The sequence below is a fragment of the Bradyrhizobium ingae genome, from assembly GCF_055791185.1.
The window spans coordinates 389,046-414,647 of record NZ_JBVUBB010000001.1; the positions used below are offsets into that span (position 1 = coordinate 389,046).

The following is a 25,602-nucleotide window of genomic DNA, read 5'->3' on the forward strand; positions in this document are numbered from 1 at the left end:
GTTCGAGGAACCTGCTCCCGGGCCCTTTGCATTGAGTTTCTGCATGACCAACAAAACTCGCTTCAATGTCGGATATACCATCGCCGCGATTTTCGCGATCTTCTTCATCCAGTATCTTATCGCAACGACCACACAAATTGCCGTCATTCCCTACAGCGAATACCTGCAATTACTGCATCAGGGGAAGATCGATGCGGTCGGCATTTCCGATCGCACCCTGCAGGGCACGCTCAAGGAGCCGCTGCAGGGCGGCCAGAAGAGATTTGTGACCACGCGTGTCGACCAGGACGTGGCGCAGGAACTGGAGAAATACAACGTCCGCTTCACCGGACAAATCGAGAGCACCTTTCTGCGCGACCTCCTCTCGTGGGTGATGCCCGTGCTGCTTTTCTTCGGGCTGTGGTGGTACATCGGCCGTCGCGTGGCTGAAGGCGGCGGCCTTGGCGGCGGACTGATGGCGATCGGCAAGAGCAAGGCCAAGATCTATGTCGAGTCCAACACGGGCGTCACCTTTGCCGATGTCGCCGGTGTCGACGAAGCCAAGGACGAGCTTCGCGAGGTCGTCGATTTCCTGAAGAATCCCACCGATTACGGTCGGCTTGGCGGTCGCATGCCGAAAGGTGTGCTGCTGGTTGGTCCGCCCGGCACGGGCAAAACCTTGCTGGCGAAGGCGGTTGCAGGCGAAGCCCGAGTTCCGTTCTTCTCGATCTCGGGTTCGGAATTCGTGGAGATGTTTGTTGGTGTCGGCGCGGCACGGGTGCGCGATCTGTTCCAGCAGGCACACGAAAAGGCACCAGCAATTATCTTTATTGACGAGCTCGATGCGCTTGGCCGAGCGCGTGGCATCGGTCCGTTTGCTGGAGGTCACGACGAGAAGGAGCAGACGCTCAACCAACTATTGGTCGAACTCGACGGCTTCGACTCGCGATCGGGGCTGGTCATCCTCGCGGCAACCAACCGGCCTGAAATCCTTGACCCTGCGCTGTTGCGCGCCGGCCGCTTCGATCGTCAGGTGTTGGTCGATCGTCCGGACAAGAAGGGGCGTATCGAGATACTCAAGGTCCATATGAAAAAGGTGCGGCTCGCCGGCGACGTCGAGCCGGAGTCGGTTGCAGCTTTGACACCGGGATTTACTGGCGCCGATCTGGCTAACCTCGTCAACGAGGCCGCACTGCTGGCAACCCGCCGCGGCGCCGAGGCGGTAAGCATGAGCGACTTCAATAACGCGGTGGAGCGCATGGTCGCCGGCCTGGAAAAACGTAACCGGCTGCTCAATCCCAAGGAACGTGAGATCGTCGCTTTTCATGAGATGGGCCACGCGCTGGTCGCGCTTTCCTTGACCGGTGTCGATCCCGTGCACAAGGTCTCGATCATACCGCGTGGGGTCGGTGCACTCGGCTACACCATTCAGCGGCCGATCGAGGATCGATTTTTGATGACCAAGGAGGAGCTGGAAAACAAAATGGCCGTTCTGCTTGGCGGCCGTGCAGCTGAGCTCATCGTGTTTGGTCATCTGTCGACGGGAGCTGCCGACGATCTGCGCCGGGTGACCGACATCGCACGGAGCATGGTCACACGCTATGGGATGTCGGAGAAGCTCGGCAGCGTTGCCTATGACCGCGAGCCCGGCAATTTCCTAGCACGCCCTGACCAGCCCTATCCAGTTCGCGAGCGTGGTTACGCGGAGGAGACCGCCGCAGCCATCGACCGCGAGGTAAAGGATACTGTAGATCAGGTCTTTCAACGCACCCAAGGCATACTGAATACGCGGCGTCCGATCCTGGACCGCGCGGCAAAGAAGCTCCTGGAGAAGGAGACGCTGGAGCAGAGCGATATTGACCTGTTGATCCGGGAGATGCCGAAGGAAGGCCTCCGGGCGGTCTAACGGCGCGCTCATTTTCGCGCCCCAGCTAGAGCTGGTCCACCACCGCGTTGAGAACGCCGGAGCAGGTGAAGAACTCATGATGCTGGTTTTTGGCTCCGCCAAATCGCTGGCAAGATCGACAGGTCTCATCAACGAGTTACTTGAACTCGCCCCGGACAGTTCTAATTCACTGTATAGCCGAACCGAGGTTCGGCGAAGTGGACCATGACAAGGAGACAAGTGCGCAGAGCGCGTAGTAACTTGAGGGAAACGACATGAGAAAGCTTGCACTTGCAGTCGTCGCGGCGGCAACGCTCCTCATCGGATCGGTTGCGCCGGCTTCGGCCCATTGGCGTCATCATGGCTGGGGCGGCCCGGGTATCGGTCCCGGGCTTGCGCTCGGACTGTTCGCTGGAACACTAGCGGCCGCGACCGCACCACCGGTCTATTATGGACCGGTCTATGGCCCGCCCTACTACTATGGCCGTCCGTACCGGGTAGTCCGCTATTATCCTCCGGTTTATCCGTACTGGTACTGGTGATCAAACGAAGCCCGGTTCTCGCCGGGCCTTCTTCCGGGGCGCGCGACGATCCAGGCCCAGCGCAAAGAGACCTTGGAGGGTGTTCCTGCCCAGACAGCCGGTTACGCGCCGGAGCTGGCAGCATGAGGTACCCGCGCAACATTGCAGGCGCGATATACGCCACCCGCCGGCCGGGGATTCACAAATTTGAATCCTAACGCGATGATTTTTTGGGATGAAGGCGACGTTTGCCGACGAGACAGCGGCAGACCGCTCGGTCCCAGCTCGTTTTTCGATCCGGAAAAACCTCCAGGCTGGGGCCGATGTGGTCTGGTCGGGAGGCTCTCGTGAAAAGCTGCGGCAGTGCAGTCCTCCAGATTTGGCCCTCTGCACCGCCGGCTCTCTAGCCTCCAGGAGCCTGCTTCTTGATCCCAGGCGTTTGCGCGATCTGTGCCGAGAGAAAGTCGGTAAGCAAGCGCACTCGGGCGATGCCCAAACGTTCCGGTACGATCAGCATGTTCAGCGGAACGGAGGGTGGCGAAAATTCGGGAAGCACCACTTCGAGCTTGTTGGCGGCGAGGAGATCCTCGACCAGCCAGAGATGTGCAGGCGCTATCCCGCGTCCGGCTACGAGGGCCTCTCTTGCTGCAAGTCCATGATCAACGCGCAAACGACCCCCGAATGGCACCACATGGCGTCCGCCGCGCTGACCATGCAGTACGAGTAGATCGCTGCCTGCGATATTAGACATCCTGACGCCTTCGTGATCTGCCAAGTCTTGCGGCTGCGCCGGCTTGCCGCGTTCGGCTAGATAGCTCGGTGCGGCGACGAGCATTCGGCGGGATTGGCCCAGCGCCTTCAGCTTCATCGAACTGTCACCAAGTGGCCCAAGCCGGAGGGCAATATCGACGCCTTCCTGCACGAGGTCGATGCGCTCATCCGTGAGGCTCAGATCAACAAGGATGTCCGGATGGCGGTCCTGAAAAGCGAAGATGAAACGGCTGACGTGCAGTACTCCGAAGGCCGCGGTGCACGAGATGCGTACCGTACCCGCTGCCGCGCCGCGTGTGCTGCGCGCTTCCTCGCCGGCCAAATCAACCTGGCGGAGGATCTGGACGCAGTGGCGATAATAGCGCGCCCCCTCTTCAGTCATCGTCACCCGGCGCGTGGTTCTGCTGAGCAGCGGCACGCCGACCGCGTCCTCCAGCTCCCGCAAATGGCGCGTCACCGTTGACTGCCCGACTTCCAGCTCGCGCGCGACGGCGGACAGATTGCCCCGCTCGGCGACCCGGACGAAGCTGCGCATGCGCTCAAGGGTGACTTCTGATTTATCCATTTTTCGGCACAATCTTATCCATTGCTCACATCTACTAGATCGCGGCTTCGCGCGCCACCTGATCAGCGTCACTCATCAGGAGGTGCTGTCATGAAAGTATTGATTGTCTTCGCCCATCCGGAGCCGCGCTCGCTGAACGGCTCGCTGCTAGACGTCGCTGTCAGGGAGCTCAAGCGGCTCGGCCACGAGGTGCAGGTGTCGGATCTCTATGCCCAGGGCTGGAAGTCGGAGGTCGGCAGAGGGGACTTTCCGTCGCTCGGGCAAGGTGAACGGCTCAAGCCGGCCGCGGCCTCCAAGCAGGCTTTCGAGACGGGGACGTTGACCGGCGACGTGAAAGCCGAGATCGAAAAGCTGTTGTGGGCGGATGTCCTGATCCTGCAATTTCCATTGTGGTGGTTTTCGATGCCGGCGATCCTCAAGGGCTGGGTCGACCGGGTGTTCGCCTACGGCTTCGCGTATGGGGTCGGCGAACACAGCGACAAGCGGTGGGGCGATCGCTATGGCGACGGGACTTTGAAGGGCAAGCGCGCGATGCTGGTCGTGACTGCCGGTGGATGGGAGGAGCACTATTCCGATCGCGGCGTCAACGGGCCGATCGACGACCTGCTGTTCCCCATCAATCACGGCATTCTCTACTATCCCGGCTATGAAGTCCTTCCGCCCTTCGTGGTCTATCGCGTGGACCGGCTGGACGACGCCGGTTTTGCGCCTATTGCCGAAGAATTGCGTGAGCGGATGCGCGCGCTCGCGACCACCACGCCCATTCCGTACCGGCGACAGAATGGTGGCGATTACCTGATCCCGAGCATGCAACTCCGCGCCGGGCTAGAGGCTCCCGGCACAAGCGCATTCGCACTTCACCTCGATCGAGGAGGTCATAGCGAGCAGGAGAGTAGGCCCCAAGCGTCGGTCTCGTCCCTCGCCTCATCGGGCCGTGGCAGCTTGGCTTCTGACGAATTGGCTAGCTGATACGGGGAACAACCCATTGGGTTCGCAGTTCTTTTGGCGCCGCCGGCCTGAGTGCCGTTGGGCGCCTCAGGGCCCAGCTAAGCCAGGCGACACGGCGGCTCGTACCATTTTGCTCCATGGAGGATATGGATATGAAAGCTACCTGTGTCATCGCTTGGCAGTCGATCAGTCTCGCTCACCTCGGTGGGTCCCCGCGGCTGCGTCTTCCCTCTGGCCGCTCGTTAGAGCTCAAGAGCGGCGATGGCTTCTGAGGGAGGGCAAGTCATGTCAATCAAGTCAGCCCTCCCTGCCATCCATTCGGAAGCCGGGTTGTCCCGGTATCTGCAGGAGATCCGTAGCTTCCCGCTGCTCGATGCATCCGAAGAAGTGATGTACGCAAGGCGTCTTCGGGATTCTGGGGATCGCGAAGCTGCCTACCGTCTGGTGACGAGCCATCTGCGATTGGCCGCCAAGATCGCGCTGAAATATCGGCGCTATGGATTGCCCATCGCCGACCTCATCTCGGAAGCCAACGTCGGATTGATGCTGGCCGTCAAGCGGTTCGACCCTGAGAAGGGATTTCGCCTGGCGACCTATGCCGCTTGGTGGATCAAGGCGTCCGTGCAGGAGTTCGTCCTGAGATCGTGGTCACTCGTCAAGCTCGGCACAACGGCAGCGCAAAAAAAGCTGTTCTTCAACCTTCGAAAGTTGAAGAGACGCCTTGGTGCGCCGGACGATGGCGAGCTTTCGCCGGAGCAGGTGAAGCAGATCTCTGAACATCTTCAGGTTAGGGAAACCGACGTCGTCGAGATGAACGGGCGGATCCGTGGCGATATGACGCTGAACGTTCAGCTCAGTGACGAAGAAGGCGAACAATGGCAAGACAGGCTCGCCGATTCATCTCCTGATCCTGAAACCCAGCTTGTGGAGACCGGAGACCGTGAACGGCAGAAGGCTGCACTCTCGGAGGCGCTGAGTGCGCTCTCTCCGCGAGAACGCACCATCGTCGAAGCCCGTTACATGGCGGAAGAGCAAAGCACGCTTGACGATCTTGCCAATACCTTCGGGATTTCTCGTGAGCGTATCCGCCAGATCGAGCAGCGTGCGCTGAAGCGCATCAAGACGATAATGTGCGCACGCCTTCCGGATATTGAGGCTGCTTCAGCAAGCGCATATTAGAAGCAGAACACGAAAAATCGTTGGCCGGCTGCTGATCGATGGATCAGCAGCCGGTGCAGATATCGGGCACGATGGCCTCTGCCGAAAAATCACGATCCTTGCGACCATCTGACCTTGTTCTTGCGGGCTTGCCCGGCGGCTGGCCGCTTTGATTGCTGACAACCTGCTTGACGGCGGCCTCGGGGCTTCGCGCTGCCCGCGGCGAATCCGCTTCTTTCGCCCGCAGCGAAACCAACATCCCGAGTAGAGCAGCAAGTACCAATAGCGTCCGCATCTCTAGTTACCCTCCTTTCGACGATGCTCCAATCTGCCGCGCAGAGATGCTCTGCAGCCGAGAAGACATCTTGGTTTGATGATCCTAGTTTTCAACATGCGGCGAGCGATTGAGGACGCTGGGGGCCGACCTCCGGGAGCGAACCCGCGCCCCACATCGCGAGCCGGCCTACGCCCGAAAAATTTGTTCCCTCCTCTTGAAAGTAGATCCCTCGCGCCTAGGTGCTTTGTCGCCCGGGGGCCGTTACGGACCTGGATTTTGGACATCGCTGAACCTACCCAAGGAGGATGTGCATGCATTTCCGTCCCTTGCACGATCGCGTGCTCGTGCGACGTCTCGACGCCGAGGAGAAAACCGCCGGCGGTATCATCATTCCAGACACAGCAAAGGAGAAGCCGCAGCAGGGCGAGATTGTCGCCACTGGCCCAGGCGCACGCAACGAGCAGGGCCAGCTCGCTCAACTCGACGTCAAGCCCGGTGACCGCGTTCTGTTCGGCAAGTGGTCTGGCACAGAGGTCAAGATCGACGGCGAGGAATTCCTGATCATGAAGGAGAGCGACCTTCTGGGTGTTGTCGACACGACATCGACCGTCAAGAAGGCAGCTTAGCGCGCTGACAGTCATAGAGGAAAGGAGAGATCAAATGGCTGCCAAGGACGTGAAGTTCGCAACCGAGGCCCGAGAGCGCATGCTGCGGGGCGTCGACACACTGGCAAACGCGGTGAAGGTCACACTCGGTCCGAAGGGGCGTAACGTCGTGATCGAGAAATCGTTCGGTGCGCCGCGCATTACCAAAGATGGCGTGACCGTCGCCAAAGAGATCGAACTGGAGGACAAGTTCGAGAACATGGGCGCGCAGATGGTGCGCGAGGTCGCCTCAAAGACGAGCGATGCCGCCGGTGACGGCACCACAACGGCGACCGTGCTCGCTCAAGCCATCTTCAGGGAGGGCAGCAAATCCGTCGCCGCCGGCATGAACCCGATGGACCTGAAGCGGGGCATTGACCTCGCTGTCGAGGCCATCGTGACCGATCTGAAATCCCACGCCAAGAAAATCACCGCCAATGACGAGATCGCGCAGGTCGGCACAATCTCCGCCAATGGTGATACCGAGATCGGCCGCTTCCTAGCCGACGCCATGAACAAGGTCGGCAATGAGGGCGTGATTACCGTCGAGGAGGCCAAGAGCCTGCATACCGAACTCGAAGTGGTTGAGGGTATGCAGTTCGACCGCGGTTATATCTCGCCATATTTCGTCACGAACCCTGAGAAGATGCGCGTCGAACTCGAGGATCCCTACGTTCTGATTCACGAGAAGAAGCTGTCCGGCTTGCAGACCATGCTGCCGCTGTTGGAGCAGGTCGTTCAGTCCGGTAAGCCGCTCCTGATCATCGCAGAGGACATCGAAGGTGAAGCGCTTGCGACGTTGGTCGTCAACAGGCTGCGCGGCGGATTGAAGGTCGCGGCCGTCAAGGCGCCGGGCTTCGGCGATCGTCGCAAGGCCATGCTGGAGGACATCGCGATCCTGACCTGCGGCAATGTCATCAGCGAGGACCTCGGCATCAAGCTGGAAAACGTGACGGTGAAGATGCTCGGGCGCGCCAAGAAGGTGGTCATTGACAAGGACAATACCACCATCGTCGGAGGCGCGGGCGCCAAGAAGGATATCGAGGCGCGCGCCCAGCAAATCAGGCTTCAGATCGAGGAAACGACCTCCGACTATGATCGTGAAAAACTGCAAGAGCGCCTCGCCAAACTTGCCGGAGGCGTCGCCGTGATCCGGGTGGGTGGTGCGACGGAGGTCGAAGTCAAGGAACGCAAAGACCGTGTCGACGATGCGATGCATGCTACCCGCGCAGCGGTGGAGGAAGGCATTCTCCCCGGCGGCGGGGTAGCGCTTCTGCGGTCTCTCAAGGCGCTTGGTGGCATCAAGACATCAAATGCCGACCAAAAGGCCGGTATCGATATCATCCGCCGTGCAATCCAGGTGCCGGCTCGCCAAATCGTGCAGAACGCCGGCGAGGATGGTTCATTGGTCGTCGGCAAGCTTCTGGAGCACCAGAGCTACAACTGGGGCTTCAACGCGGCGACTGGCGAGTACGAGGACTTGGTGAAAGCCGGTGTGATCGATCCCGCCAAGGTCGTCCGCACCGCCTTGCAGGACGCCGCGTCGATAGCTTCGCTGCTGATCACGACCGAGGCATTGGTGGCGGAAAAGCCGAAAAAAGCTGAACCAGTTCCGGCCGCTCCCGCCATGGACTTCTGAACGAGAGAGCCCGGCCGATCGAGGCCGGGCTCCACCGATGAGAGGAGAGAAGACCGCTTCCAAAGATGGAGTGTCTCATGAACAAGTCTAATCGTCGTCGGCTCAGGATGAGGCAGGACGCGATCCATTGGTTCATGTTCTCCCTGAGCTTTGTCACCATTGCCTGGATCTGTTTTCGAACGATGGGAGGAGTATAGATGCTGAGCCATCACCATACGTTCTCCGCCCGGACGGAGACCAACCGCAATTTGCGGCGACGCTTGCTCGCTCTGGTAATGGGCAGCGCAATGTCCCTGACCGCCTTCGGTGCTTACGGCGTGGAAAGCCCGCGGGGAGCCGAGGCTACACAGGGTGCGTTCACTGGACTGCCACTGCCGCCAATCCCGTATCTCGACACGATGCCGTGGTTGAAGTGGCAGCCTGCGACGGCAACGATGAAGATCGACATCTTGCTGCCGCCGACCTCCGCGCCGACAGGTATTTGGCCGCAGCCGACGCCCCATCCCGCCGGACTGGTGGCAGCAAGCTGAACGTCAGTGAGCGGCCCGCTAAGGCCGCTCGCTAACTTATGCAAGATCGTCAAGAGCGAGCGACAATCATGTTTGAAGCGAATTCGGCGAGGCATTCCGTGCGCGGGAGCTCCGATGCAGCCTCAAGCACAGCACTGGAGCTTGGCGTCCGCGACTTCCTCATCCGAGGCTGTCAGAAGGTGATCGGTCACTACGAGCGCCTGCTCTCAACTGCGAGGAGCGAGCAAGAGCGCCAGCTCTATCAAGCCCGGATTGAGCGAGAGCAGCGAGCGATGGATGTCCTACGCCAGGGCGCTTACCCGGATCGCTTGGCCGCGTAGTCGATGAGCCGCCAGGCGAGGTTCGGTCAGAGAAAAGTGCATAGCCTCTTGAATTCACGAGTGTCAGTTCTAGATCGTTTCTCGACCGCGACTGCGGTGTGTCGGGCGCCAGAACCGGACTCGGCACGAGGCGCTGGACTGGGTTGTTCGACGATATCGAACTCCGATCCTGCCTTGCTTCGTATCCATATTGCTCTTTGGAGGACTTGGCTATGAGGACACTTGATTTCGCACCACTTTGGCGCACCACCGTCGGCTTCGATCATCTGGCTGACCTCGTCGACGGCATGTCGCGCCAGCCGACCGAGGACAACTACCCGCCGTACAATATCGAGCGGTCCGGCGAAGACCACTATCGAATCACGCTGGCGGTGGCAGGCTTCGGTGCCAACGATATCTCCGTGACTGCCGAGCAGAATGCTCTCACGATCGAAGGCAGGAAGTCCGATGGTGCTGCGCGTGAGTATCTGTATCGGGGTATTTCGGCGCGACCCTTCCGGAGAGTCTTGAGTCTGGCCGACTACGTTCAGGTGAAGCAGGCATCCTTCCAGGACGGCCTCTTGATCATTGATCTCGTTCGAGAGATTCCGGAAGCGATGAAGCCGCGCAAGATCCAGATCGGAAGTGGAGCGGCGACTTCATCGCAGATTGAGCAGAAGAAGGCTGCGTAGTAGCCTCGATCAATGGACGGGCGATTCTCAACGGAAGTTGCTCTCTGTCCTATCTCATCTCGACGTGGGTGGCGACATCGACTACGCCGCCACCTAAATCTCGAGCACCATCCCTTGGAAAGGAGTGAATAGGGAGGCGAGCCATGACTAACGTAAAAATCGACGGCGGTGGTCTTCACCCATTCTTCCATCCCGCCGCTCACTACGTTTCTCCGGCGGAAGTCCTGAATGACAAGGAGCTCTCGACGCCTGAGAAGCGGATCATCCTTTCCTCGTGGGCGTCGGACATGTACGCCGTGGAATCCTGTCCCGACCTGCGGGAGGTCCCCGGAACGGGCCGCGCTGTGAAGTTGGCGGACATACTGGCGGCGTTGCGGCAACTCGACGGAGACGGCGATGATGATCCGCCCCGTGGCGGTGGTGTCCCCATGCGGCTGCGGCGGCCTTGGACCGCCGCCGCACAGCGGAGGGCGCTGTGATGGTCACGGACGCAGTCCTAGGCATCGTGCTGCTCGGCCATGCCGCGGCGTTCTGGGCGATTCCGATCGTAGCATTGCAACGGGCGATTCTCCCGCTGCCTGGTGATCCCATGCAAGGGTGATTGAATGTCAGGACAACGAACAATATTGGCATGGCTTCTGTTTGTTGTGCTCTTCGCTTCTCATCCGGCAGTAGCTCAAGTGCCGGACCTGAAGACGGGCGGTTCTGTGCCAACATTGGCGCCGGTGGTTCGACAGGTGACGCCGGCAGTCGTGAATATTTCCGTGCACGGCCGTGTCCGTGAGGACAATCCGCTTTACCGCGACCCGTTCTTTCGTGAGTTTTTCGACATTCCCAAGCAGGTCGAGAAGGAAATCAATTCGACGGGTTCGGGCGTCATCGTCGATGCCAAGCGCGGCTATGTGTTGACCAATAATCACGTTGTCGAAGGCGCCTCCGTCGTTCAGATAACGACCAAGGATGGCCGGCAGCTATCTGCGAAGGTGATCGGACGCGACGCGCCGACTGACGTCGCAGTTCTGCAGATCCAAAACCCTGCCGGCCTTCAGGGGCTTCCTTTCGGCGACAGTGATGCGCTTGAGGTCGGGGATTTCGTGCTTGCGATCGGAAATCCCTTCGGACTCGGCCAGACCGTTACGTCCGGGCTCGTCAGTGCGCTGGGTCGGACTGGCTTGAGCAAGGAAGGCTACGAGGACTTCATCCAGACCGACGCTGCGATCAATCCAGGAAATTCCGGCGGCGCATTGGTGAATCTTCGCGGCGAGTTGATCGGCATCAACTCCGCAATCATTTCGCCGGGCGGAGGGAATGTCGGGATAGGCTTTGCAATTCCCGCGAATATGGCCCGGCTGGTTATGGAGCAGATTGTAGCTCAGGGACACGTTGAGCGTGGCCGCATTGGCGTTTCGCTGCGCGAACTCCAACGGTCGACCAACCAAGGCCGCAACGAAGGGGCGGTGATCGCGGAGGTCGCGCCAGACTCTCCGGCTGAAAAGGCCGGCTTGCGAAGGGATGATATCGTGGTCATGGCAGATGACCGTCCGATCCGCACCGCGTCGCAACTTCGGAACAAAATTGGCCTTGCACGCATCGGGCAGGATGTGAAGCTTACCATCGTGCGGGGCGGCCAAACCAGTTCCGCAGTCGTGAAAGTAGCTCCGCCCGTCCAGGCAAGCAGCACATCCACTCGTCTGTTGCGCTGATGCAAACGGGTTCAAGACAACGGCTTCGCACCGCCGGGTATCTGCCGGTCGTGCAAGACCATTTGCTAAAGACTATTCTTCTGCCCTTAGGGAAGCCATTTAACTTGCTCAATCTTGTAACTCCTCTCACCCCCTGGAGTCTCGACAGCTACGACTGCGCCTTGGGACTTGCTTATCAACGCCCGTGCGAGCGGTGAGCTGACTGAAATCTTGCCTCTGGCCGCATCAGCCTCCGGCTCGCCGACGATATGGCAAATTCGCTCCTCGCCCGTATCCTGATCCGTCAGCGTGACCGTCGCGCCGAATTTGACGATTTCACCGGAGAGCTTCGAGACATCAATGACCTCTGCACGTGCAAGCTTGGTCTCCAACTCGGCGATGCGAGCCTCGTTGAGGCCTTGCTCGGTCAGCGCGGCCTGATACTCCGAATTCTCAACGAGATTGGGCTCGTCCGCGATCGCTTGCTGAATACGCTCGGCAAGATGGGGCCTCGTAATTCGTATGCGGTTGGCTAATTCGTTCTGAAGAGCGGCATAACCGGCCGCAGTCATAGGGAGGGTTGGCATCGCATTCGCTACCGAGTTTCCTAAGAGCGCTGCCGAGAGCCGAGAACGGCTGCGCTGTCATCCGCCGGCCGACGCGAACTCGGTGCTATTCGGCTGGCAACTATGCTGAACATCGCCCGTTCCAAGAAGCGCCTGTGCCCATGGCGATCAACCCTGCGCTGGACGGATTGCTCCATAGCAATCCCTTGGCATCGCAGGAACTGACGTTCCGGTCGCGAGTTTTGCGCGTATCCAGAGCGGACTCTGGCACGCTCCGGCCGAGCGCCTCGGAGTGTCGCCTTCGCTGCATTGCGACAATGAAGATAGGGTGTCGACCAATGTACCAGCATCCCGAACTCACGCCTCCGATGATGAGCGTGGCAAGGCTCCTGACGCGAAAGCAGCACCTGATCAGTCGCCTAGAAGAAGATCCAGGTCCAAGAGAGCGCGAGGAGATCGAACGTCTTCTCGAAAAACTAGATGCCGAACTCGACGCAGTTGATAGCCCGGATAGGCTTTGAGAACCGCGGAAAGGAGGGGCATCTATGCCGATCGAGCCGGATTCCGACTTGGGCGGAGCCGCTCAAGATGAGACAGCGTATCTCGAATCGCTGATCCGCCACGACTTCGAGCGATGCCATCCCGGCGAGACTCTTGACGATCTCAAACGGCGAGCCTCCTTTTCCAGGGAGGACAGAGGTTTGTTGCGAGATTGGATGGCGATTGCGGCGAGCCGTGCAGCGACTGAGCGGGCCAAGAGGAGCGACTTCAACTCGGCGGCGTAGTCCCGGGCGCGTCTTCTCGAGATGAGGGATTGATTTCGATGGCGCTGCGATCGCTAGCGTTCGTCGCCAAGTCTTGCCCTAATAGAATGAGGGTGGTCCTACCGGCTCACCAAGCCAGGCAGTTGGCTCTTGATCCCCGTCATGATGAAATTCACGGCGATTGCCGCGATGATGAGAGCCATCACACGGGTCATAATGTTGATGCCGGTTCGGCCCAAGAAGCGTTCGATCGCAGCAGCCATCCACAATGTCAAACCGATCAGTGAGGTCGCGAGGACGGCTGCGGCGGCCAAGAAGGCCTTGCCAAGCCCCTGGGTTATCGTTCGAGAGGGTGATCATGATGCTCAACTCGGCCGGCCCCACCAGCAAGGGAAACGCAAATGGCGTGATGGCCAGACCATGTATGTCGACTTCGCTATAGTTTGCCTCGTCGGCGCGAGGAATGAACTTTCCATATTGTGCCTGAAACATTTCGAACGCGATCACCAGAACGAGCAGCCCACCCGCGATCCGGAAGTCATCGAGCCCCACCGAAGAAGGCCAAGATCTCCTTCCCGAACATCGCAGACCCAATGAAGAAAACGGCTACCGCCGCGCAGGCCAAAACGATGATCCGGTGGGTCTTCACCGCGCCGGCGCGCCCAGTCATTGCCAGGAAAACCGGGATGGCTCCGACCGGGTTCGTCAGGGCATAAAGAAGCATGATGGTGCCGACAAATTGATTCCAAGCCACAGTCTTCCGAGTCCCTTTTGCCCGCCGAGCAGCCGTCGTGCTCAGAGATTTTCCGTGGGAGCCGGGTAACTCCAACCTCTACTCCGGGTTCCGGCCGCTGCAGTTTCAGCGGCTTGACAGAACGCCGGAAATTCGTACGAAAATACGCTTCAGGAAGATGTTTGCAGCCATGGTGCCTGCTCAAGGGCTTTGGCCCTGTCTTCGCGAGAACCACGCCAATCATATCCAGCCATGCCAGCCGGGCGGAGCAACGCCTGCTGGCCGGCCCGCGCTTGGACATCCGGAGACAAATGAACATTCCTGAAGGCAGCACAAAAACGCAGGCAATCTCTACGGGCATCGCCGGCTTCGATGGCATTCTCGATGGCGGATACGCATCGCACCGCGTGCATTTGATCGAGGGCCAACCAGGAACCGGCAAGACCACCCTGGCCCTGCAGTTTCTTCTCGACGGCGCCTCCAAGGGGGAGCGCTGTCTGTACATCACGCTCTCCGAAAGTAAGGACGAGCTGCGCCAAGTGGCTGAAACCCACGGCTGGGATCTCGATGGGATCGAGATTTTTGAGCTCGTCCCGGCGGAACTCAGCCTCGACCCCAAGCAGCAACAGACCGTCGTCTATGCCTCTGACCTTGAGCTTGGCGAAACGACGAAAATGACCTTCGACGAGGTGAAGCGGGTTGCACCTAAGCGGGTCGTTTTCGATAGCCTCTCCGAAATTAGGCTCCTGGCGCAAAATCCGCTGCGATACCGCCGGCAGGTCATTGCTCTGAAGCATTTCCTGGCCCAGGAGGGCTGCACCGGGTTGTTTCTGGACGACCTTACCGATCAGGCCGACGATCTCAATCTGCACAGTCTCGTCCATGGCGTCGTCAGGCTTGAGCATAATGCGCTGCAATATGGTGCGGAGCGCCGCAGGCTGCGCATCTTCAAGATGAGGGGACGCAGCTTCCGTGGTGGCTTCCATGATTTCGTCATCCGCAAGGGCGGAATAGTTCTGTTTCCCCGGCTGATTGCGTCCGAGCACGTCGATGGCATGCCTCCCGCAGAACCGCTTCTGAGCGGGATCAGCGAGCTGGACCAATTATTGGGTCGCGGTCTCGACCGTGGCACGAGTACCCTGCTCATGGGGCCGTCTGGCTCCGGCAAATCATCCATCGCCATGCAGTTCGTGATGGCGGCGCTCGCTCGTGGTGAGCGCGCCCTCTTTGTGACCTTTGATGAGACCAAAGCAATCCTGATGAAACGTGCAGCCGGCATGGGCTGGTACTTAGATCAGCCGATCGCATCGGGGCAGTTGGTGCTCGAGCAAGTCGATCCCGCAGAGCTTTCCCCCGGAGAACTCACAGGGATGGTTCGCCGGCGGGTCGAGACGGACAATGTCCGGGTAGTGGTACTGGACAGCTTAAGCGGATATCAGAACGCCATGCCTGCCGAGCAGTTCATGCTGCTCCTCATGCACGAAATGCTGACCTATCTGAACCACCGCGGTGTCGTGACGATCCTGACCCTTGCGCAGCACGGCCTTGTCGGGTCGATGCAATCAAGCGTCGACCTCACCTATCTGAGCGACGCGGTCTTGCTGTTGCGCTTCTTCGAAGCTGCTGGAAAAATCCGCCGCGCGATCTCGGTCCTAAAGAAACGCACCGGACGCCACGAAGACGAAATCAGAGAGTACCGGCTAGATAACCGCGGTATTCGCGTCGGGCCGCCGCTGGCGGAATTCCAGGGCGTGTTATCAGGCTCGCCGATCTATACCGGCCAGCACGGCGCGCTACTTACGGCAGCTACCAATGGACGGTCGTGAGAAGAGCCAAAGCGGCCCGGTACTCGTCCTAGCGCCGTTTGGCCGTGACGCCAGGGTGGTTTGTTCGGCTCTGCGCGATGTCGGCATTCAAGCGTTAGAACAGTCGAGTCTTTCCGAACTGGTGTCCAGCTTGAGTGATGCTGCCGCCGCCGTCATTGCAGAGGAAGCGCTCGTTCACGAGCATCGTGGCGCCTTGGCTGATTGGATCGCCAATCAGCCGCCATGGTCGGATTTTCCCTTCGTGCTGCTAACGCTGAGAACCGGCAACAATGGCCCGGCTCTTACCGAACTCATCGATCTGCTTGGACACGTCACGGTCCTCGAGCGACCATTGGCCGCCACCTCTCTCAAGAGTGCGGTGCTCGCAGCAGTGCGCGGTCGCAGGCGGCAGCGACAGGCTGAACAGTATCTGAGGCAGTTGAAGCAGCTGGCCGACACGCTCGAGCGGCGCGTGGAAGAGCGAACCGAGCAGCTCTCGGAAACGAACAAGCGGCTGCGAGACGAGATGGTAGAACGAGAGCGCACTGAAGTCGCGCTGCGTCAGGCACAGAAAATGGAGGCTGTCGGGCAACTGACAGGCGGGATTGCACACGACTTCAACAATCTCTTGATGGCAATCATCGGCAATCTTGAGCTGATTGCCCGGCGAGTAGAGGACGAACGCATTCAGCGGTATGTCCGGAATGCCATGCATGGAGCGCATCGCGGGGCCAAGCTCGTCGGACAACTGCTGACATTCTCCCGTAAGCAGCGTCTCGCGCCGGAACCCGTGGACGTCAATCAGCTCGTGGGTACCGTTGCAGAAATGTTGTCCAGAACCTTGGGCGCCTCTATTCGGGTTGACGTCGTCACGCACAAGGACCTTTGGCCTGCATTGGTCGACGCGACCCAACTGGAATTGATGTTGCTCAACCTTGCGATCAACGCGCGAGACGCGATGCCCGAGGGTGGCCTTCTTACGATAGAGACAAACGTTCTCTACGGCGTCCCGGAAGATCTGCAGACCGAGCTCAAGCCAGGTGAGTATGTCTCGATCAGCGTGAAAGACACCGGCACTGGAATGCCTCCGGATGTTCTGGCCCGAGCTTTCGATCCATTTTTCACCACCAAGGAGCCCGGTAAGGGGACGGGCCTTGGATTGTCGCAGGTCTACGGGTTTGCCCGCCAGTCCGGCGGGACAGCGAAAATTGAGAGTCAGGTTGGGCGGGGAACGGTTGTGCGAATACTCTTGCCCCGATCGACCAATGTGGTTGTACGAGGCGAAGATCGCCAATTGAGTCCTCCACGTGTGGGAGCAAGGGAGCACATCCTTGTTGTGGACGACGATGCCAGCGTGCTCGAAACGACACGGAGCATGCTTGACGATCTCGGGTACCAGGCGATCGCGGCTGACAATCTGGATGCTGCGTTAGCAACCCTTTCTCATCAAGCCATCGATTTGGCGATTATCGACCTCGCGATGCCCGGCGTTTCTGGTCTGGACGTCGGACTTGAGCTTCAACGGAAGCACCCCGGCCTGCCGGTCGTGTACTGCAGTGGCTATCCGGACCTCATCGAAGAGACTGGCAAACATATGAACGGCAGTCTGCTCCTCAGCAAGCCGTTTTCCTCGCGGGAACTCTCAGCCAAGCTGGAAGCGGTGCTCCGCGCCAAACCCAGCCAACAGTCTGCTTGACTCGGACGCACGCGAACGCGGCTTAAAGCCGCGCGGACTCAGTCGATACCGGTCCGCACCATAGCGCGAGCCAGCTCGAGTTCGCTGATGGCTTGGCGCAGCGATCGGCGGGCCGCGCTCTTATCCCCATTCGCGCAGGCCGCTTTCAGGTCGTTGATGTGCTGAGTCGCGATCTCCGCATACGCAACAATATCCGCAGCGTCTGCAAAACTGGATTTCCGCTTTGTGTCCATGTCCGGCACGTCCCCGGGACGGTTGCTACAATAGGAGCACGACGGGAGCGGAGACCGCTCCCGTCGATTTTGTCATTTCGAGTTGATCGCAATACGCTTCACCTTGGATTCTGCTTGCGGCAGCTTTGGCATGGTGACAGTCAGCACGCCGTTCTTGAACTCAGCAGAAATCTTGTCCTGGTCTACGTCTTCAATCGGGATGCGCCGTTCAAATCTGCCGTAGTACCGCTCGCTGAACCGGCGATCCTTGTCTTCCGTCTCGGTCTTCTTCTCTCCCTTGATCGAGAGAACGCCATTGGCGAGTTCGATCTGGACGTCTTTCTCGTCGAGACCTGGCAACTCCGCTGTGACTTTCACGTCCTTGTCGGTCTCGTTGACCTCGATGCTCGGCCAGTTCACCGACTGCTCGAGAAAACTGCCGCCAAATGGCGCGACATCGAAGCCGCGGAAGGCATCATCGAATAGCCGGTTCATCTCCCGGTGCAGGGCTAGAACCGGATTGTAGTTTTCGGAGCGACGGGTGGTCAGATCACGACCGCGGCCCCAGGGAATCAGATCAGTGATAGCCATAGAGTTTCTCCTTTCGCTTTGTTCCAAAGCTTCGCGACGCGGCCAAGCCACGCCGCAAAATTCAATTGCGAGCAGGCGGTATTATGCCGCCTGCTTGTTTTCACCTTGCTGGTGATCACCACCTGTGCTGATCGCAATCTGGCGCGGCTTCATCGCCTCGGGAACCTCCCGAACCAGATCGATCTTGAGCATGCCATTCTCGAACGAGGCGCCCTTCACTTGCACGTACTCGGCCAGATTGAAGGTCCGTCGGAACGGGCGCGAAGAGATGCCTTGATAGAGATATTGATGGCTGCCCTTTTCGGCCTTGCGACCCTCAACGCTCAGCGTGTTCTGCTCGGCCGTGATGGAGACCTCGTCAGGCGTGAAGCCGGCAAGAGCCAGCGAGATTTGGTAGTGATCCTCACCGACACGTTCAATGTCGTAGGGCGGGTAATTGTCCCCACCGGTCCATCGGCCGGTGTCCTCGAGGAGGTCGAACAGACGATCGAACCCAACGGTCGATCGCCACAGGGGAGCAAGATCAAGCGTGGTCATAGCCATATCCTCCTTTGAGCAACATGGATAAGAGCACCCCGGACACCGCCGGGTGCCCGCTGACCGGGCCCTACTAGGCGCCCGATCGTGCCGCGCAATTGCTGCGCGGCTACCCATGAAAGTAGAAGCGGGTCGCATCGTTTCAAGGCCTTCCAGGCACTTGCGAAAATTGCAGTGTCGCACCCATGTCTTTGCTGGTTCCGGCTGAGACGAATCTGGAAGGGGTTCCTATCGTCCTGCTGCGCCTCGGCCGGTCCCTCGAAGCTTACCTGAGGTGAGACTGACCATGGCCCAAGCAGCCCCCGACGTTGTGATCGAGACAGCGCTTCTGGAATCCTTTCCTGCGAGTGATCCGCCGTGCTTCGCCGCGCTCGGTGTCAACATCGGATCTCCTAGCCGGCTTGGGATCTCGCGCGCGGGGCCCCTTGAGCTTAGTCCCGGGCGCTCGGCTGCGGAGCGGGCCGGGCGGAAGATAACCGCCGCTGGTCGCGGACAGCCATTCTCAAGGCGGCGTCGCTCCATGATAGCAGTGGATGGTGCCCTCGCGGAACGGGTGATGCCTTCTGAGGTTCATAGCGCTGCCGCGCGCCGGCATGGCCATGCTGGCGGCGCCCAGGCCTGATGTTGGACGAGTAATGTCCCGAATTGGAAATGCGGAGGACCGAATGAAGATCGCGCAGATTGCCCCGCTATTCGAGAGCGTGCCGCCCCGGCTCTATGGCGGTACTGAGCGGGTCGTGCACTACCTGACGGAAGAATTGGTCAGACAGGGTCACAAGATCACCCTGTTCGCGAGCGGGGACTCCATCACTTCCGCCGAGCTCGTTCCCTGCACGCCGCGGGCCCTGCGCCTCGACCCGGATGTTGCAAATTCCACCCCGCATCAAATGGTGCTGCTCGACAAGGTGCGGGAGCGCTCTGTGGAGTTCGACGTCCTCCACTTCCACGTCGACTACTTGCACTTTCCGCTGTTTCGGACCGAGGCGGGACGGACATTAACGACCCTCCACGGGCGGCAGGACCTGCCAGACCACCTGCCGTTCTATGCCCATTTTCCTGAGATGCCGTTGGTGTCGATCTCCAACGCGCAGCGCGCGCCCCTGCCGCGAGCCAATTTCATCTCAACTGTATACCACGGGCTGCCGCTCGATCTGCACAAGCCGGCCTATGACCCGCGCGATAACTATCTCGCCTTCCTCGGGCGAATTTCACCCGAGAAGCGGCCAGACCGCGCCATCGCAATCGCGCGTGCAGCAGGACTGCCGTTGAAGATTGCCGCGAAGATCGATCATGCCGATGAGGTCTACTTCCGATACCATTGCGCCGTTGCTCGACGGCCCGGGGGTGGAGTTCATCGGCGAAATCAATGAGAGCGAAAAAACGGAATTTCTGGGAAACGCCGCAGCACTGCTGTTTCCGATCGATTGGCCAGAGCCGTTTGGTCTCGTCATGATCGAGGCCATGGCATGCGGCACACCCGTCTTGGCGTTCCGCGGAGGATCGGTCGCCGAGATCGTGGAAGAGGGCATCACCGGATCCATCGTCGAAAGCGCAGACGAAGCCGTACAGAGAATGCCAAAAGTGCTTTCGCTGGATCGAAAGGCCGTCCGCGCCCGCTTCGAGGAGCGGTTCTCCGCAACGCGTATGGCAGCCGAGTACGTGAAGCTTTACCAGAAAATGCTGCGAATGCGTGCATCCGAGCATCATCTGTTGAGTATGGTTGGGCATTCGGCCCCCCATTCTCATGCGAGAGCCGCAGTTGCAAATGACGTTAATTGAGGACGCCAACGGGGCAGATCTGTTGCAGCTGTTGCCGAGCGTTTGTTCTAAGCTACAGAGGCTCTACGAGTGCGCACGCTACCGGTCGCCGACTTAGTTGCAGCGGCTCTGGAGCCTGCGGTTGAAGGTGCCTATGCGCAAAGCAGCAATATCGATTGCTCGTTCACGTAGTGAGCCCACTTGCTTCAAAAAGATTCCGCAAAAAACATTGAGTGCGCGTTCGACCCCATCGCAGGCTGCTTCGGGCCGCCAGAAGGCGCCAACGTGGAGAAGGCCGTGCCGTTCCCGAACGCCTGCGATCGGGCCGATGAAGTTCTCATTCGGCGGACGCCATCCACGACTTGATCGGCGAGCTGATGTTTTCCTCGTCCATCGATCCGGCGATCGTGCATACCGCGCTCAGCGCGCTGGTGTTATTCGGCGCCCAATGTGACCCGCATCGGCTCTGAAGCTTAACCCGCCCCGTGTCGGCGCTATTGCACGATCATCAGAATGCCCATTCCTAGCGGGGTCCGATGTTTCCTTCCTCTCTCGCGCCTCGACTTTCGTCTAACGACTTCGTGCCCCGTCTACGAGTATCAGCACGACGAGACCCGTGCCGATGCGATCTCCGAATAGGGTCGGCCCTGCCTTGGACGCTCTGCGAAGCCCCCGACAGGCCAAAATATTTCAGATAGCATGTCACAGACCGAACGCCTGCATCGTCGTAGACGCGAAAGCCCATGGCGGCCAGTTAGCGTATTGGAACCGCTCGCCTAGGCTTTCCGCTTGGACCGAACGTAGGAGGAGAGGTATGTTGCGTTGGTTTTTGAAGCGGCAGATCGCTGCCTTTGAACGCAAGTGGAACTACGACGCCAGCTATATGCGCGAGCTCATCGACATCGATCCGTGGGCGATGTTGGCATTCGGCAAGCTTCAGGCGCTAGGCCGCTATCGCGGCGGCGCCCCGGTCAACGCCTATACCGCTGCCGGCTTGGTCGCAGTCATGGCGGAGGACTGCGGACCCTGCACGCAACTCGGCATCATCATGGCCGAGAAGGAGGGGGTCGACCCGAAGGTGCTGCGTGCCATCGTCACCCGTGATTTCGCGGCCATGCCGCCGGAAGCGGTCCTAGCTACCCGCTTTGCAGAGGCGACCTTGCGGCACGCGCCGGAAGCCGACGAGTTGCGCGAAGAGGTCGTGCGGAACTTCGGAAGACGAGCGCTGGTCGCTCTCTCTTTCGCCATCCTCTCAGGCCGGATGTATCCGACGATCAAATATGCACTCGGTCATGGCCGGACTTGCACGCGTTTGGAGATCGGCGGCGAAACAGTTCCTGTAATGCGAGACGTGACGCCGCCTAGACGGGCATCGGCCGCATGACAACCCGCGACCACGGTGCCGCGGCTCTCGAGACGCTTCGGCGCGCGCTGACGAAGCTTGCCTACCGCATGCTCGCGTTGCGCGCCGAGGCCGAGGATGACGTGCAGGATGCCTATCTGCGGTGGCACGCCATCGACCGTACCGAGGTCAAGGAACCCTATCGCTATCTTGCGACAGTCGTGACGCGGTTTTGCCTGGACCGCATGAAGTCGGCGCGAGCACGATGCGAGTCGTAGTATATCGGCCAGTGGCGGCAAACGCGCTGCAGCTCTCAATCCCATTCGAGGCGGACAGAATACTGCGTTTTCTCCACGGTCTCGCCCGCAAGAATCCGGCCCTTGCCGCCATCACGGCGCGGGATGCTATGGTCAATGGCTCCCCCGGATTTGTGATGCGCGAGAGCGACGGGTCGATCGACACCATGGCCAACGAACACAGCGACGGCAAGATCGTCGCCATTTACCTGACCCGAAACCCTGACAAAGTTGCAGCACGTTCAATTCTGCCCCCCGGATCGCGCCTGATACGGTGGGCACAGAATTGTCGGAGTTGGAAACTGGCTACTGTTGCGTCTAGGAGACTACGCTTGAGCTTGAGGTCGAGCTTTTGAAGAGAGAGGCTTCTGACGCCACGGCGGATCGATATGTCGGACCGGCGAGCAATGGGTGATGATCCGCTCGCATGACCAGCCCGTGGCGCACTCCTCGAGTTGCTGCCCAAGCCACTGATGTCGGCGATCATTGTCGAATCTAGGATGCCACGCTTGCAGCACGAACCGTGTCGTATCAAAGGAATTGCGTGCGCCGCGCGGTTCAGGACAGCCAGGACCATTTGGTGGCCGGCAAGCCGCTTTATACCGTGCTGACGGCGCCGACCTGATCGTCCACGCCGAGGGGCACCGCGACCGCATGATGGATTGGAGCGAGAGTTTAAGTCTTTCATACGGTTAGAAGGCGAGTGTGCACGACGTGTGCACCGGCAGATCAAAGAAAATCCTGCGAAGCCAATGTCAGCAGTCCTTCTATGGGAAGGTGGGACCCTTCGGTTGGCGCTTTGGAAGACAGAAATTTCCGGGGTCTGGGGGACAGGAGAGTAGGGACGGGCTGACTCAGTTGTCGGAGATGAAGATCGTCACTCCCTCATTGCGCAGCTTGACCCGTCCACCTCGCAACGGAGCAGTTGAATCGGGGACTCCTCCGCCATCAATCGTACGATTTGATACGCCAGTTTACGATCCTCGACGATTTCGCACTTCTGGTGGTGCCGCTTAGAACTCCATGTACGAGCATTCGCCAACAGATTAGCAGCTGTTAGCGCAAAAGGGACAACTGGACCACGAGAGCTCGCAAGCAGCCGCATTTCTCGGGGGCTCAGCTGTCGCTTTGTTTGGTATGTCAGCCGATCGCTGCCACGGCGGTGGTCGCAATTAGAATAACAGTCACAGCCGCTCCTGAAACATAGAGAATGGTTCTGATGCTGCCGCCTTTGGCAGCTTTGCCGCCGCGCAAATAGACCACAACGTGTATCAGACGAATCGCAACGTAGATCCATACGAGCGTCGCAAGTGTGCCGGGTCTGACTCCTACCATCATGGCCAGAACGGCTGGGACCACAAAAGGTGGCAGCGCCTCCACCGCGTTCATGTGCACGCGATCAATCCGGTACAACAAGTTTTCGTCGTCGGCCGGCAGGACAGGTCCGGAGAGGACGCCCGCCCTGCCTTTGGACGATCCCGAATGAATCGCCAGCAAAATGGATATGAGGCAGAGGAGAAGTACTCCGATAACACTCAACGAATAAGTTGCCATGAGGGCCTCCGCAATTACGATAGGGACGCAGGGAGAAGGCGAGCATCAAGCCTCACCGGCGATCCGCTGGCGGTACCTTTTCAGATAGAGGGGCCAACCCTGATCGCCCTTGACGCCTTCGCGGACGCCTTCCCAACCTTCGCCATGGCGTTCGAGGTGACGATGCTCAAGCTCCAGGCGGGTCCGGTTTTGCGTCTCGGCGATGAACCGCACCTCCCACTCACTGGTCTTGTCGGGATTGGTCTCGAGTTGCCAGCGTGGGCTGATGTCCCAACTCAGAAGCACACGATTAGGCGGCTCGAAAGCCAACACACGCGCCCAGCGGCACTCGCTGCCATCGATACCACGATCATAAACGTGACCGCCCACACGTGGCTCGAATACCGTCTCTGCTATGGGAACAGAAAGCAGATTGTGCTCGCGTGGTTTGAAGCTGCCGAAGTCTTCAGTGAAAACCTTGAACGCACGCTCGATAGGGACATCAACCACGATTGATTGTTTGATGGGTGCGGCCGATATGTGTCTGCTCATGCTAGTCCTCTCGTGATTTCTCGACAGCTACCTTGTAAGCCGCCAACGTGTTGCTCCAGAACCGGTCGAGCCAGGCGCGCATCTGGCCGAGCCCGGCCGGGTCAATGTGATAAACGTTGCTGGCACCTTTCGGCTCGGCACGAACCAGACGGGATTCGCGCAGAACCTTGAGGTGCTGGGAGACGGCTGACTGGGAGACCGTTAGTTCTCGAGTGATTTCAGCGACAGTGCGAGGCCGCGTTCCCACGAGTTCGAATATTCGCCTTCGCGTGGGATCTCCCAGGGCGGCAAGCTGCGCACTATCTTTGACCATGGCTAAGCTCTGACGCCTGCAGTCTGGGGAGGGGGACCTTGTCCGCCCGCCAAACTGCATACAAGGAGATCATAAGTTGTGACTAATGATTAGCATAGACTAATTATCTGGTCAAAGGGGCTGAATTGCACGCGCCAACAGCCTTGGGTCGATGGTCCCTCCTTTCACTGTAGGATTGGTGCTGACAGAGCGCGCTTTTGGGTTCGCTGCCTGACAAAATTTTGCGCGGGCGTGTCACGGCACCTGCGTCCATCTCGTCAGTGTTTTTGATGGATAAGACGGGTCAACAGCGGTCGAGGGAGAGCATTCGGTGAGGGCATCCTCACCGGGTTGTTCCCCTTTGTTGGTCGGGCGGTTCCTTGTCGCGATCGCTTCGTCCATCGAGGAAGTTAGCTCGAGTTGTACCAGCGCGGAGATGCCCCAATGACGGACGATCGCGTGACCATCGTCGTAGAAGAGAGTGTTGCTGACGTGCGCATGAATCGTCCCGAAAAGATGAATGCTCTGGATCCCTCCATGTTCATGGCCCTCGCAGAGGCGGGTGAGCGGCTCAGTCGCGACAGAACAGTTCGAGCAGTCGTGCTGTCCGGCGAAGGCCGTGCCTTCTGCGCCGGTCTGGATGTCGAACGGCTCGATGCAATTTCTCGAGGCGAAAGCTTGCTGCCGTTTGCGGATCTTACTCAAGCGTCCCACGGCATCGCTAGTTGGGCTCAACATGTCGTCTGGTTATGGCGGCAGCTTCCCGTGCCGGTGATCGCGGCGGTTCATGGCCTGGCGTTCGGTGGCGGCTTCCAGATCGCTCTCGGTGCGGATATTCGTTACGTGGCGCCGGGAACCAAACTGGCGGTGCTCGAGTCGAAGTGGGGCTTGGTGCCCGACATGTCGGGCACGCAACTGATGCGTCACCTTGCTGCGGAAGATGTCGTCAGGGAGCTGACCTATACCGGTCGAATCTTCAGTCCTGAAGAGGCTGTTTCTTACAGGCTCGTCACGCGTGTGGTCGATAATCCCCACGCGGCCGCTATGAAGACCGCACGTGAAATCGCCACCCGGAGCCCGTTCGCAATCCGCGCCGCGAAGCGGCTCCTGAACGAAGCCGTTACTTGTGATGCAGGCGCGGGTCTTGCGAGCGAGAGACGGGAGCAACACGCCCTGATCGGCTCGCCGGATCACATCGAGGCTGTTGCTGCGAATCTGGCTGTTCGGCCGGCGAAATTTGCCGATCCCGAAGAGTTGCTCGCCTCACGCGGTTCTTCACCCGGCAAATAGATCATGTCGCGCGATCGTGCCCAGAACCGACGGTCTGGTCAGTTT

The 25,602-nt window shown here is 59.5% G+C and carries 27 protein-coding genes and 2 pseudogenes; 18 read left to right on the forward strand and 11 right to left on the reverse strand.

Annotated elements, in window-relative coordinates:
* Positions 1–43: 43 nt before the first annotated feature.
* On the forward strand, positions 44–1,885 hold the full coding sequence (gene ftsH, locus ACV1FX_RS01815) for an ATP-dependent zinc metalloprotease FtsH (protein ID WP_473115817.1): 1,842 nt from the start codon (positions 44–46) through the stop codon (positions 1,883–1,885).
* Between the two features lie 254 nt (positions 1,886–2,139).
* A complete protein-coding gene (locus ACV1FX_RS01820) occupies positions 2,140–2,406 on the forward strand; it encodes a hypothetical protein (protein WP_084334648.1) in 267 nt (88 codons plus the stop codon).
* 382 nt (positions 2,407–2,788) lie between these two features.
* Here ACV1FX_RS01820 and ACV1FX_RS01825 read toward each other — a convergent pair whose 3' ends face one another.
* On the reverse strand, positions 2,789–3,721 hold the full coding sequence (locus tag ACV1FX_RS01825; protein WP_473115818.1) for a LysR family transcriptional regulator: 933 nt from the start codon (positions 3,719–3,721) through the stop codon (positions 2,789–2,791).
* A 90-nt stretch (positions 3,722–3,811) separates the two neighbouring features.
* Between ACV1FX_RS01825 and ACV1FX_RS01830 the strand changes: the two genes are divergently transcribed.
* Together ACV1FX_RS01830 and rpoH are read left to right on the forward strand one after the other, a co-directional pair.
* Complete coding sequence (locus ACV1FX_RS01830) at positions 3,812–4,690, forward strand: NAD(P)H-dependent oxidoreductase (RefSeq protein WP_473115819.1); 879 nt, start codon at positions 3,812–3,814, stop codon at positions 4,688–4,690.
* Between the two features lie 264 nt (positions 4,691–4,954).
* Positions 4,955–5,848: an RNA polymerase sigma factor RpoH gene (rpoH, locus tag ACV1FX_RS01835; protein WP_232955836.1), complete on the forward strand. Its 894-nt coding sequence runs from the start codon at positions 4,955–4,957 to the stop codon at positions 5,846–5,848.
* Between the two features lie 43 nt (positions 5,849–5,891).
* On the opposite strand, the gene ACV1FX_RS01840 is transcribed toward rpoH, so the two are convergent.
* Positions 5,892–6,122 carry a hypothetical protein gene (locus tag ACV1FX_RS01840; RefSeq protein ID WP_473115820.1) on the reverse strand — a complete coding sequence of 77 codons (231 nt, stop codon included), beginning with the start codon at positions 6,120–6,122 and terminating at the stop codon, positions 5,892–5,894.
* A gap of 293 nt (positions 6,123–6,415) precedes the next feature.
* Here ACV1FX_RS01840 and groES point away from each other — a divergent pair, with 293 nt between their 5' ends.
* From groES to ACV1FX_RS01870, 6 genes are all read left to right on the forward strand, one after another.
* Positions 6,416–6,730 (forward strand): co-chaperone GroES, encoded by a 315-nt coding sequence (gene groES / locus ACV1FX_RS01845; RefSeq protein WP_473115821.1) that lies wholly within the window; start codon positions 6,416–6,418, stop codon positions 6,728–6,730.
* Positions 6,731–6,764: 34 nt separating this feature from the next.
* A complete protein-coding gene (groL, locus tag ACV1FX_RS01850) occupies positions 6,765–8,387 on the forward strand; it encodes a chaperonin GroEL (RefSeq protein WP_473115822.1) in 1,623 nt (540 codons plus the stop codon).
* 197 nt (positions 8,388–8,584) lie between these two features.
* Positions 8,585–8,917, forward strand: a complete 333-nt coding sequence (locus ACV1FX_RS01855) for a hypothetical protein (RefSeq protein ID WP_473115823.1) — start codon at positions 8,585–8,587, stop codon at positions 8,915–8,917.
* Positions 8,918–9,449: 532 nt separating this feature from the next.
* The gene (locus ACV1FX_RS01860) at positions 9,450–9,908 is read left to right on the forward strand and encodes an Hsp20 family protein (protein ID WP_473115976.1); all 459 of its coding nucleotides are present in this window, start codon (positions 9,450–9,452) and stop codon (positions 9,906–9,908) included.
* A gap of 143 nt (positions 9,909–10,051) precedes the next feature.
* A complete protein-coding gene (locus tag ACV1FX_RS01865; protein WP_473115824.1) occupies positions 10,052–10,387 on the forward strand; it encodes a hypothetical protein in 336 nt (111 codons plus the stop codon).
* Positions 10,388–10,513: 126 nt separating this feature from the next.
* Positions 10,514–11,611 (forward strand): trypsin-like peptidase domain-containing protein, encoded by a 1,098-nt coding sequence (locus tag ACV1FX_RS01870; RefSeq protein WP_473115825.1) that lies wholly within the window; start codon positions 10,514–10,516, stop codon positions 11,609–11,611.
* 86 nt (positions 11,612–11,697) lie between these two features.
* Here the strand turns inward: ACV1FX_RS01870 and greA are convergent, their stop codons facing one another.
* Positions 11,698–12,177, reverse strand: a complete 480-nt coding sequence (gene greA, locus ACV1FX_RS01875; RefSeq protein WP_473115826.1) for a transcription elongation factor GreA — start codon at positions 12,175–12,177, stop codon at positions 11,698–11,700.
* Positions 12,178–12,494: 317 nt separating this feature from the next.
* Between greA and ACV1FX_RS01880 the strand changes: the two genes are divergently transcribed.
* The gene (locus ACV1FX_RS01880) at positions 12,495–12,677 is read left to right on the forward strand and encodes a hypothetical protein (protein WP_232955846.1); all 183 of its coding nucleotides are present in this window, start codon (positions 12,495–12,497) and stop codon (positions 12,675–12,677) included.
* Between the two features lie 24 nt (positions 12,678–12,701).
* Positions 12,702–12,941, forward strand: coding sequence for a hypothetical protein (locus ACV1FX_RS01885; RefSeq protein ID WP_473115827.1), 240 nt, complete (start codon positions 12,702–12,704; stop codon positions 12,939–12,941).
* 98 nt (positions 12,942–13,039) lie between these two features.
* On the opposite strand, the gene ACV1FX_RS01890 is transcribed toward ACV1FX_RS01885, so the two are convergent.
* Both ACV1FX_RS01890 and ACV1FX_RS01895 read right to left on the reverse strand, forming a co-directional pair.
* Positions 13,040–13,234 (reverse strand): MarC family protein, encoded by a 195-nt coding sequence (locus tag ACV1FX_RS01890; RefSeq protein ID WP_473115977.1) that lies wholly within the window; start codon positions 13,232–13,234, stop codon positions 13,040–13,042.
* An 82-nt stretch (positions 13,235–13,316) separates the two neighbouring features.
* Positions 13,317–13,644, reverse strand: a pseudogene (locus ACV1FX_RS01895) (MarC family protein); the annotation flags it as partial.
* A gap of 320 nt (positions 13,645–13,964) precedes the next feature.
* Here ACV1FX_RS01895 and ACV1FX_RS01900 point away from each other — a divergent pair.
* Entirely contained in the window at positions 13,965–15,479 is a 1,515-nt protein-coding gene (locus ACV1FX_RS01900) for an ATPase domain-containing protein (protein ID WP_473115828.1), read from the forward strand.
* Entirely contained in the window at positions 15,466–17,154 is a 1,689-nt protein-coding gene (locus ACV1FX_RS01905; RefSeq protein WP_473115829.1) for an ATP-binding protein, read from the forward strand. The genes ACV1FX_RS01900 and ACV1FX_RS01905 overlap by 14 nt, the downstream gene beginning before the upstream one ends.
* Positions 17,155–17,192: 38 nt before the next feature.
* On the opposite strand, the gene ACV1FX_RS01910 is transcribed toward ACV1FX_RS01905, so the two are convergent.
* The 3 genes from ACV1FX_RS01910 to ACV1FX_RS01920 form a co-directional block, all read right to left on the reverse strand.
* Positions 17,193–17,387, reverse strand: coding sequence for a hypothetical protein (locus tag ACV1FX_RS01910; protein WP_473115830.1), 195 nt, complete (start codon positions 17,385–17,387; stop codon positions 17,193–17,195).
* A 72-nt stretch (positions 17,388–17,459) separates the two neighbouring features.
* Entirely contained in the window at positions 17,460–17,957 is a 498-nt protein-coding gene (locus ACV1FX_RS01915) for an Hsp20/alpha crystallin family protein (protein WP_473115978.1), read from the reverse strand.
* Positions 17,958–18,038: 81 nt separating this feature from the next.
* Positions 18,039–18,494, reverse strand: a complete 456-nt coding sequence (locus ACV1FX_RS01920; protein WP_473115831.1) for an Hsp20 family protein — start codon at positions 18,492–18,494, stop codon at positions 18,039–18,041.
* A 665-nt stretch (positions 18,495–19,159) separates the two neighbouring features.
* Here ACV1FX_RS01920 and ACV1FX_RS01925 point away from each other — a divergent pair.
* The 3 genes and pseudogenes from ACV1FX_RS01925 to ACV1FX_RS01935 all read left to right on the forward strand — a co-directional run bounded on the left by ACV1FX_RS01925 (position 19,160) and on the right by ACV1FX_RS01935 (position 21,872).
* A pseudogene (locus tag ACV1FX_RS01925) lies at positions 19,160–20,273 on the forward strand (glycosyltransferase family 4 protein).
* A gap of 793 nt (positions 20,274–21,066) precedes the next feature.
* Complete coding sequence (locus ACV1FX_RS01930) at positions 21,067–21,636, forward strand: hypothetical protein (protein WP_473115832.1); 570 nt, start codon at positions 21,067–21,069, stop codon at positions 21,634–21,636.
* Positions 21,633–21,872: a sigma factor gene (locus ACV1FX_RS01935; RefSeq protein ID WP_246776281.1), complete on the forward strand. Its 240-nt coding sequence runs from the start codon at positions 21,633–21,635 to the stop codon at positions 21,870–21,872. Before ACV1FX_RS01930 ends, ACV1FX_RS01935 begins: the two co-directional genes overlap by 4 nt.
* 1,158 nt (positions 21,873–23,030) lie before the next feature.
* Here the strand turns inward: ACV1FX_RS01935 and ACV1FX_RS01940 are convergent.
* The 3 genes from ACV1FX_RS01940 to ACV1FX_RS01950 are packed head-to-tail and all read right to left on the reverse strand — an operon-like array spanning position 23,031 to position 24,288.
* Positions 23,031–23,444, reverse strand: a complete 414-nt coding sequence (locus ACV1FX_RS01940; protein WP_194402616.1) for an MAPEG family protein — start codon at positions 23,442–23,444, stop codon at positions 23,031–23,033.
* A gap of 45 nt (positions 23,445–23,489) precedes the next feature.
* Positions 23,490–23,975, reverse strand: a complete 486-nt coding sequence (locus ACV1FX_RS01945; RefSeq protein ID WP_194402615.1) for an SRPBCC family protein — start codon at positions 23,973–23,975, stop codon at positions 23,490–23,492.
* A 1-nt stretch (position 23,976) separates the two neighbouring features.
* Complete coding sequence (locus ACV1FX_RS01950; RefSeq protein ID WP_194402614.1) at positions 23,977–24,288, reverse strand: ArsR/SmtB family transcription factor; 312 nt, start codon at positions 24,286–24,288, stop codon at positions 23,977–23,979.
* 423 nt (positions 24,289–24,711) lie between these two features.
* On the opposite strand from ACV1FX_RS01950, the gene ACV1FX_RS01955 reads away from it, so the two are divergent.
* Positions 24,712–25,557: a crotonase/enoyl-CoA hydratase family protein gene (locus ACV1FX_RS01955; RefSeq protein WP_194402613.1), complete on the forward strand. Its 846-nt coding sequence runs from the start codon at positions 24,712–24,714 to the stop codon at positions 25,555–25,557.
* The last annotated feature ends 45 nt before the right edge of the window (positions 25,558–25,602 follow it).

What these genes read in the sequence shown, in the direction of transcription:
- ftsH (WP_473115817.1), top strand. Translation starts at nt 44, where the DNA reads ATGACCAACAAAACTCGCTTCAATGTCGGATATACCATCGCCGCGATT.
- ACV1FX_RS01820 (WP_084334648.1), top strand. Translation starts at nt 2,140, where the DNA reads ATGAGAAAGCTTGCACTTGCAGTCGTCGCGGCGGCAACGCTCCTCATC.
- ACV1FX_RS01825 (WP_473115818.1), bottom strand. Translation starts at nt 3,721, where the DNA reads ATGGATAAATCAGAAGTCACCCTTGAGCGCATGCGCAGCTTCGTCCGG.
- ACV1FX_RS01830 (WP_473115819.1), top strand. Translation starts at nt 3,812, where the DNA reads ATGAAAGTATTGATTGTCTTCGCCCATCCGGAGCCGCGCTCGCTGAAC.
- rpoH (WP_232955836.1), top strand. Translation starts at nt 4,955, where the DNA reads ATGTCAATCAAGTCAGCCCTCCCTGCCATCCATTCGGAAGCCGGGTTG.
- ACV1FX_RS01840 (WP_473115820.1), bottom strand. Translation starts at nt 6,122, where the DNA reads ATGCGGACGCTATTGGTACTTGCTGCTCTACTCGGGATGTTGGTTTCG.
- groES (WP_473115821.1), top strand. Translation starts at nt 6,416, where the DNA reads ATGCATTTCCGTCCCTTGCACGATCGCGTGCTCGTGCGACGTCTCGAC.
- groL (WP_473115822.1), top strand. Translation starts at nt 6,765, where the DNA reads ATGGCTGCCAAGGACGTGAAGTTCGCAACCGAGGCCCGAGAGCGCATG.
- ACV1FX_RS01855 (WP_473115823.1), top strand. Translation starts at nt 8,585, where the DNA reads ATGCTGAGCCATCACCATACGTTCTCCGCCCGGACGGAGACCAACCGC.
- ACV1FX_RS01860 (WP_473115976.1), top strand. Translation starts at nt 9,450, where the DNA reads ATGAGGACACTTGATTTCGCACCACTTTGGCGCACCACCGTCGGCTTC.
- ACV1FX_RS01865 (WP_473115824.1), top strand. Translation starts at nt 10,052, where the DNA reads ATGACTAACGTAAAAATCGACGGCGGTGGTCTTCACCCATTCTTCCAT.
- ACV1FX_RS01870 (WP_473115825.1), top strand. Translation starts at nt 10,514, where the DNA reads ATGTCAGGACAACGAACAATATTGGCATGGCTTCTGTTTGTTGTGCTC.
- greA (WP_473115826.1), bottom strand. Translation starts at nt 12,177, where the DNA reads ATGCCAACCCTCCCTATGACTGCGGCCGGTTATGCCGCTCTTCAGAAC.
- ACV1FX_RS01880 (WP_232955846.1), top strand. Translation starts at nt 12,495, where the DNA reads ATGTACCAGCATCCCGAACTCACGCCTCCGATGATGAGCGTGGCAAGG.
- ACV1FX_RS01885 (WP_473115827.1), top strand. Translation starts at nt 12,702, where the DNA reads ATGCCGATCGAGCCGGATTCCGACTTGGGCGGAGCCGCTCAAGATGAG.
- ACV1FX_RS01900 (WP_473115828.1), top strand. Translation starts at nt 13,965, where the DNA reads ATGAACATTCCTGAAGGCAGCACAAAAACGCAGGCAATCTCTACGGGC.
- ACV1FX_RS01905 (WP_473115829.1), top strand. Translation starts at nt 15,466, where the DNA reads ATGGACGGTCGTGAGAAGAGCCAAAGCGGCCCGGTACTCGTCCTAGCG.
- ACV1FX_RS01910 (WP_473115830.1), bottom strand. Translation starts at nt 17,387, where the DNA reads ATGGACACAAAGCGGAAATCCAGTTTTGCAGACGCTGCGGATATTGTT.
- ACV1FX_RS01915 (WP_473115978.1), bottom strand. Translation starts at nt 17,957, where the DNA reads ATGGCTATCACTGATCTGATTCCCTGGGGCCGCGGTCGTGATCTGACC.
- ACV1FX_RS01920 (WP_473115831.1), bottom strand. Translation starts at nt 18,494, where the DNA reads ATGACCACGCTTGATCTTGCTCCCCTGTGGCGATCGACCGTTGGGTTC.
- ACV1FX_RS01930 (WP_473115832.1), top strand. Translation starts at nt 21,067, where the DNA reads ATGTTGCGTTGGTTTTTGAAGCGGCAGATCGCTGCCTTTGAACGCAAG.
- ACV1FX_RS01935 (WP_246776281.1), top strand. Translation starts at nt 21,633, where the DNA reads ATGACAACCCGCGACCACGGTGCCGCGGCTCTCGAGACGCTTCGGCGC.
- ACV1FX_RS01940 (WP_194402616.1), bottom strand. Translation starts at nt 23,444, where the DNA reads ATGGCAACTTATTCGTTGAGTGTTATCGGAGTACTTCTCCTCTGCCTC.
- ACV1FX_RS01945 (WP_194402615.1), bottom strand. Translation starts at nt 23,975, where the DNA reads ATGAGCAGACACATATCGGCCGCACCCATCAAACAATCAATCGTGGTT.
- ACV1FX_RS01950 (WP_194402614.1), bottom strand. Translation starts at nt 24,288, where the DNA reads ATGGTCAAAGATAGTGCGCAGCTTGCCGCCCTGGGAGATCCCACGCGA.
- ACV1FX_RS01955 (WP_194402613.1), top strand. Translation starts at nt 24,712, where the DNA reads ATGACGGACGATCGCGTGACCATCGTCGTAGAAGAGAGTGTTGCTGAC.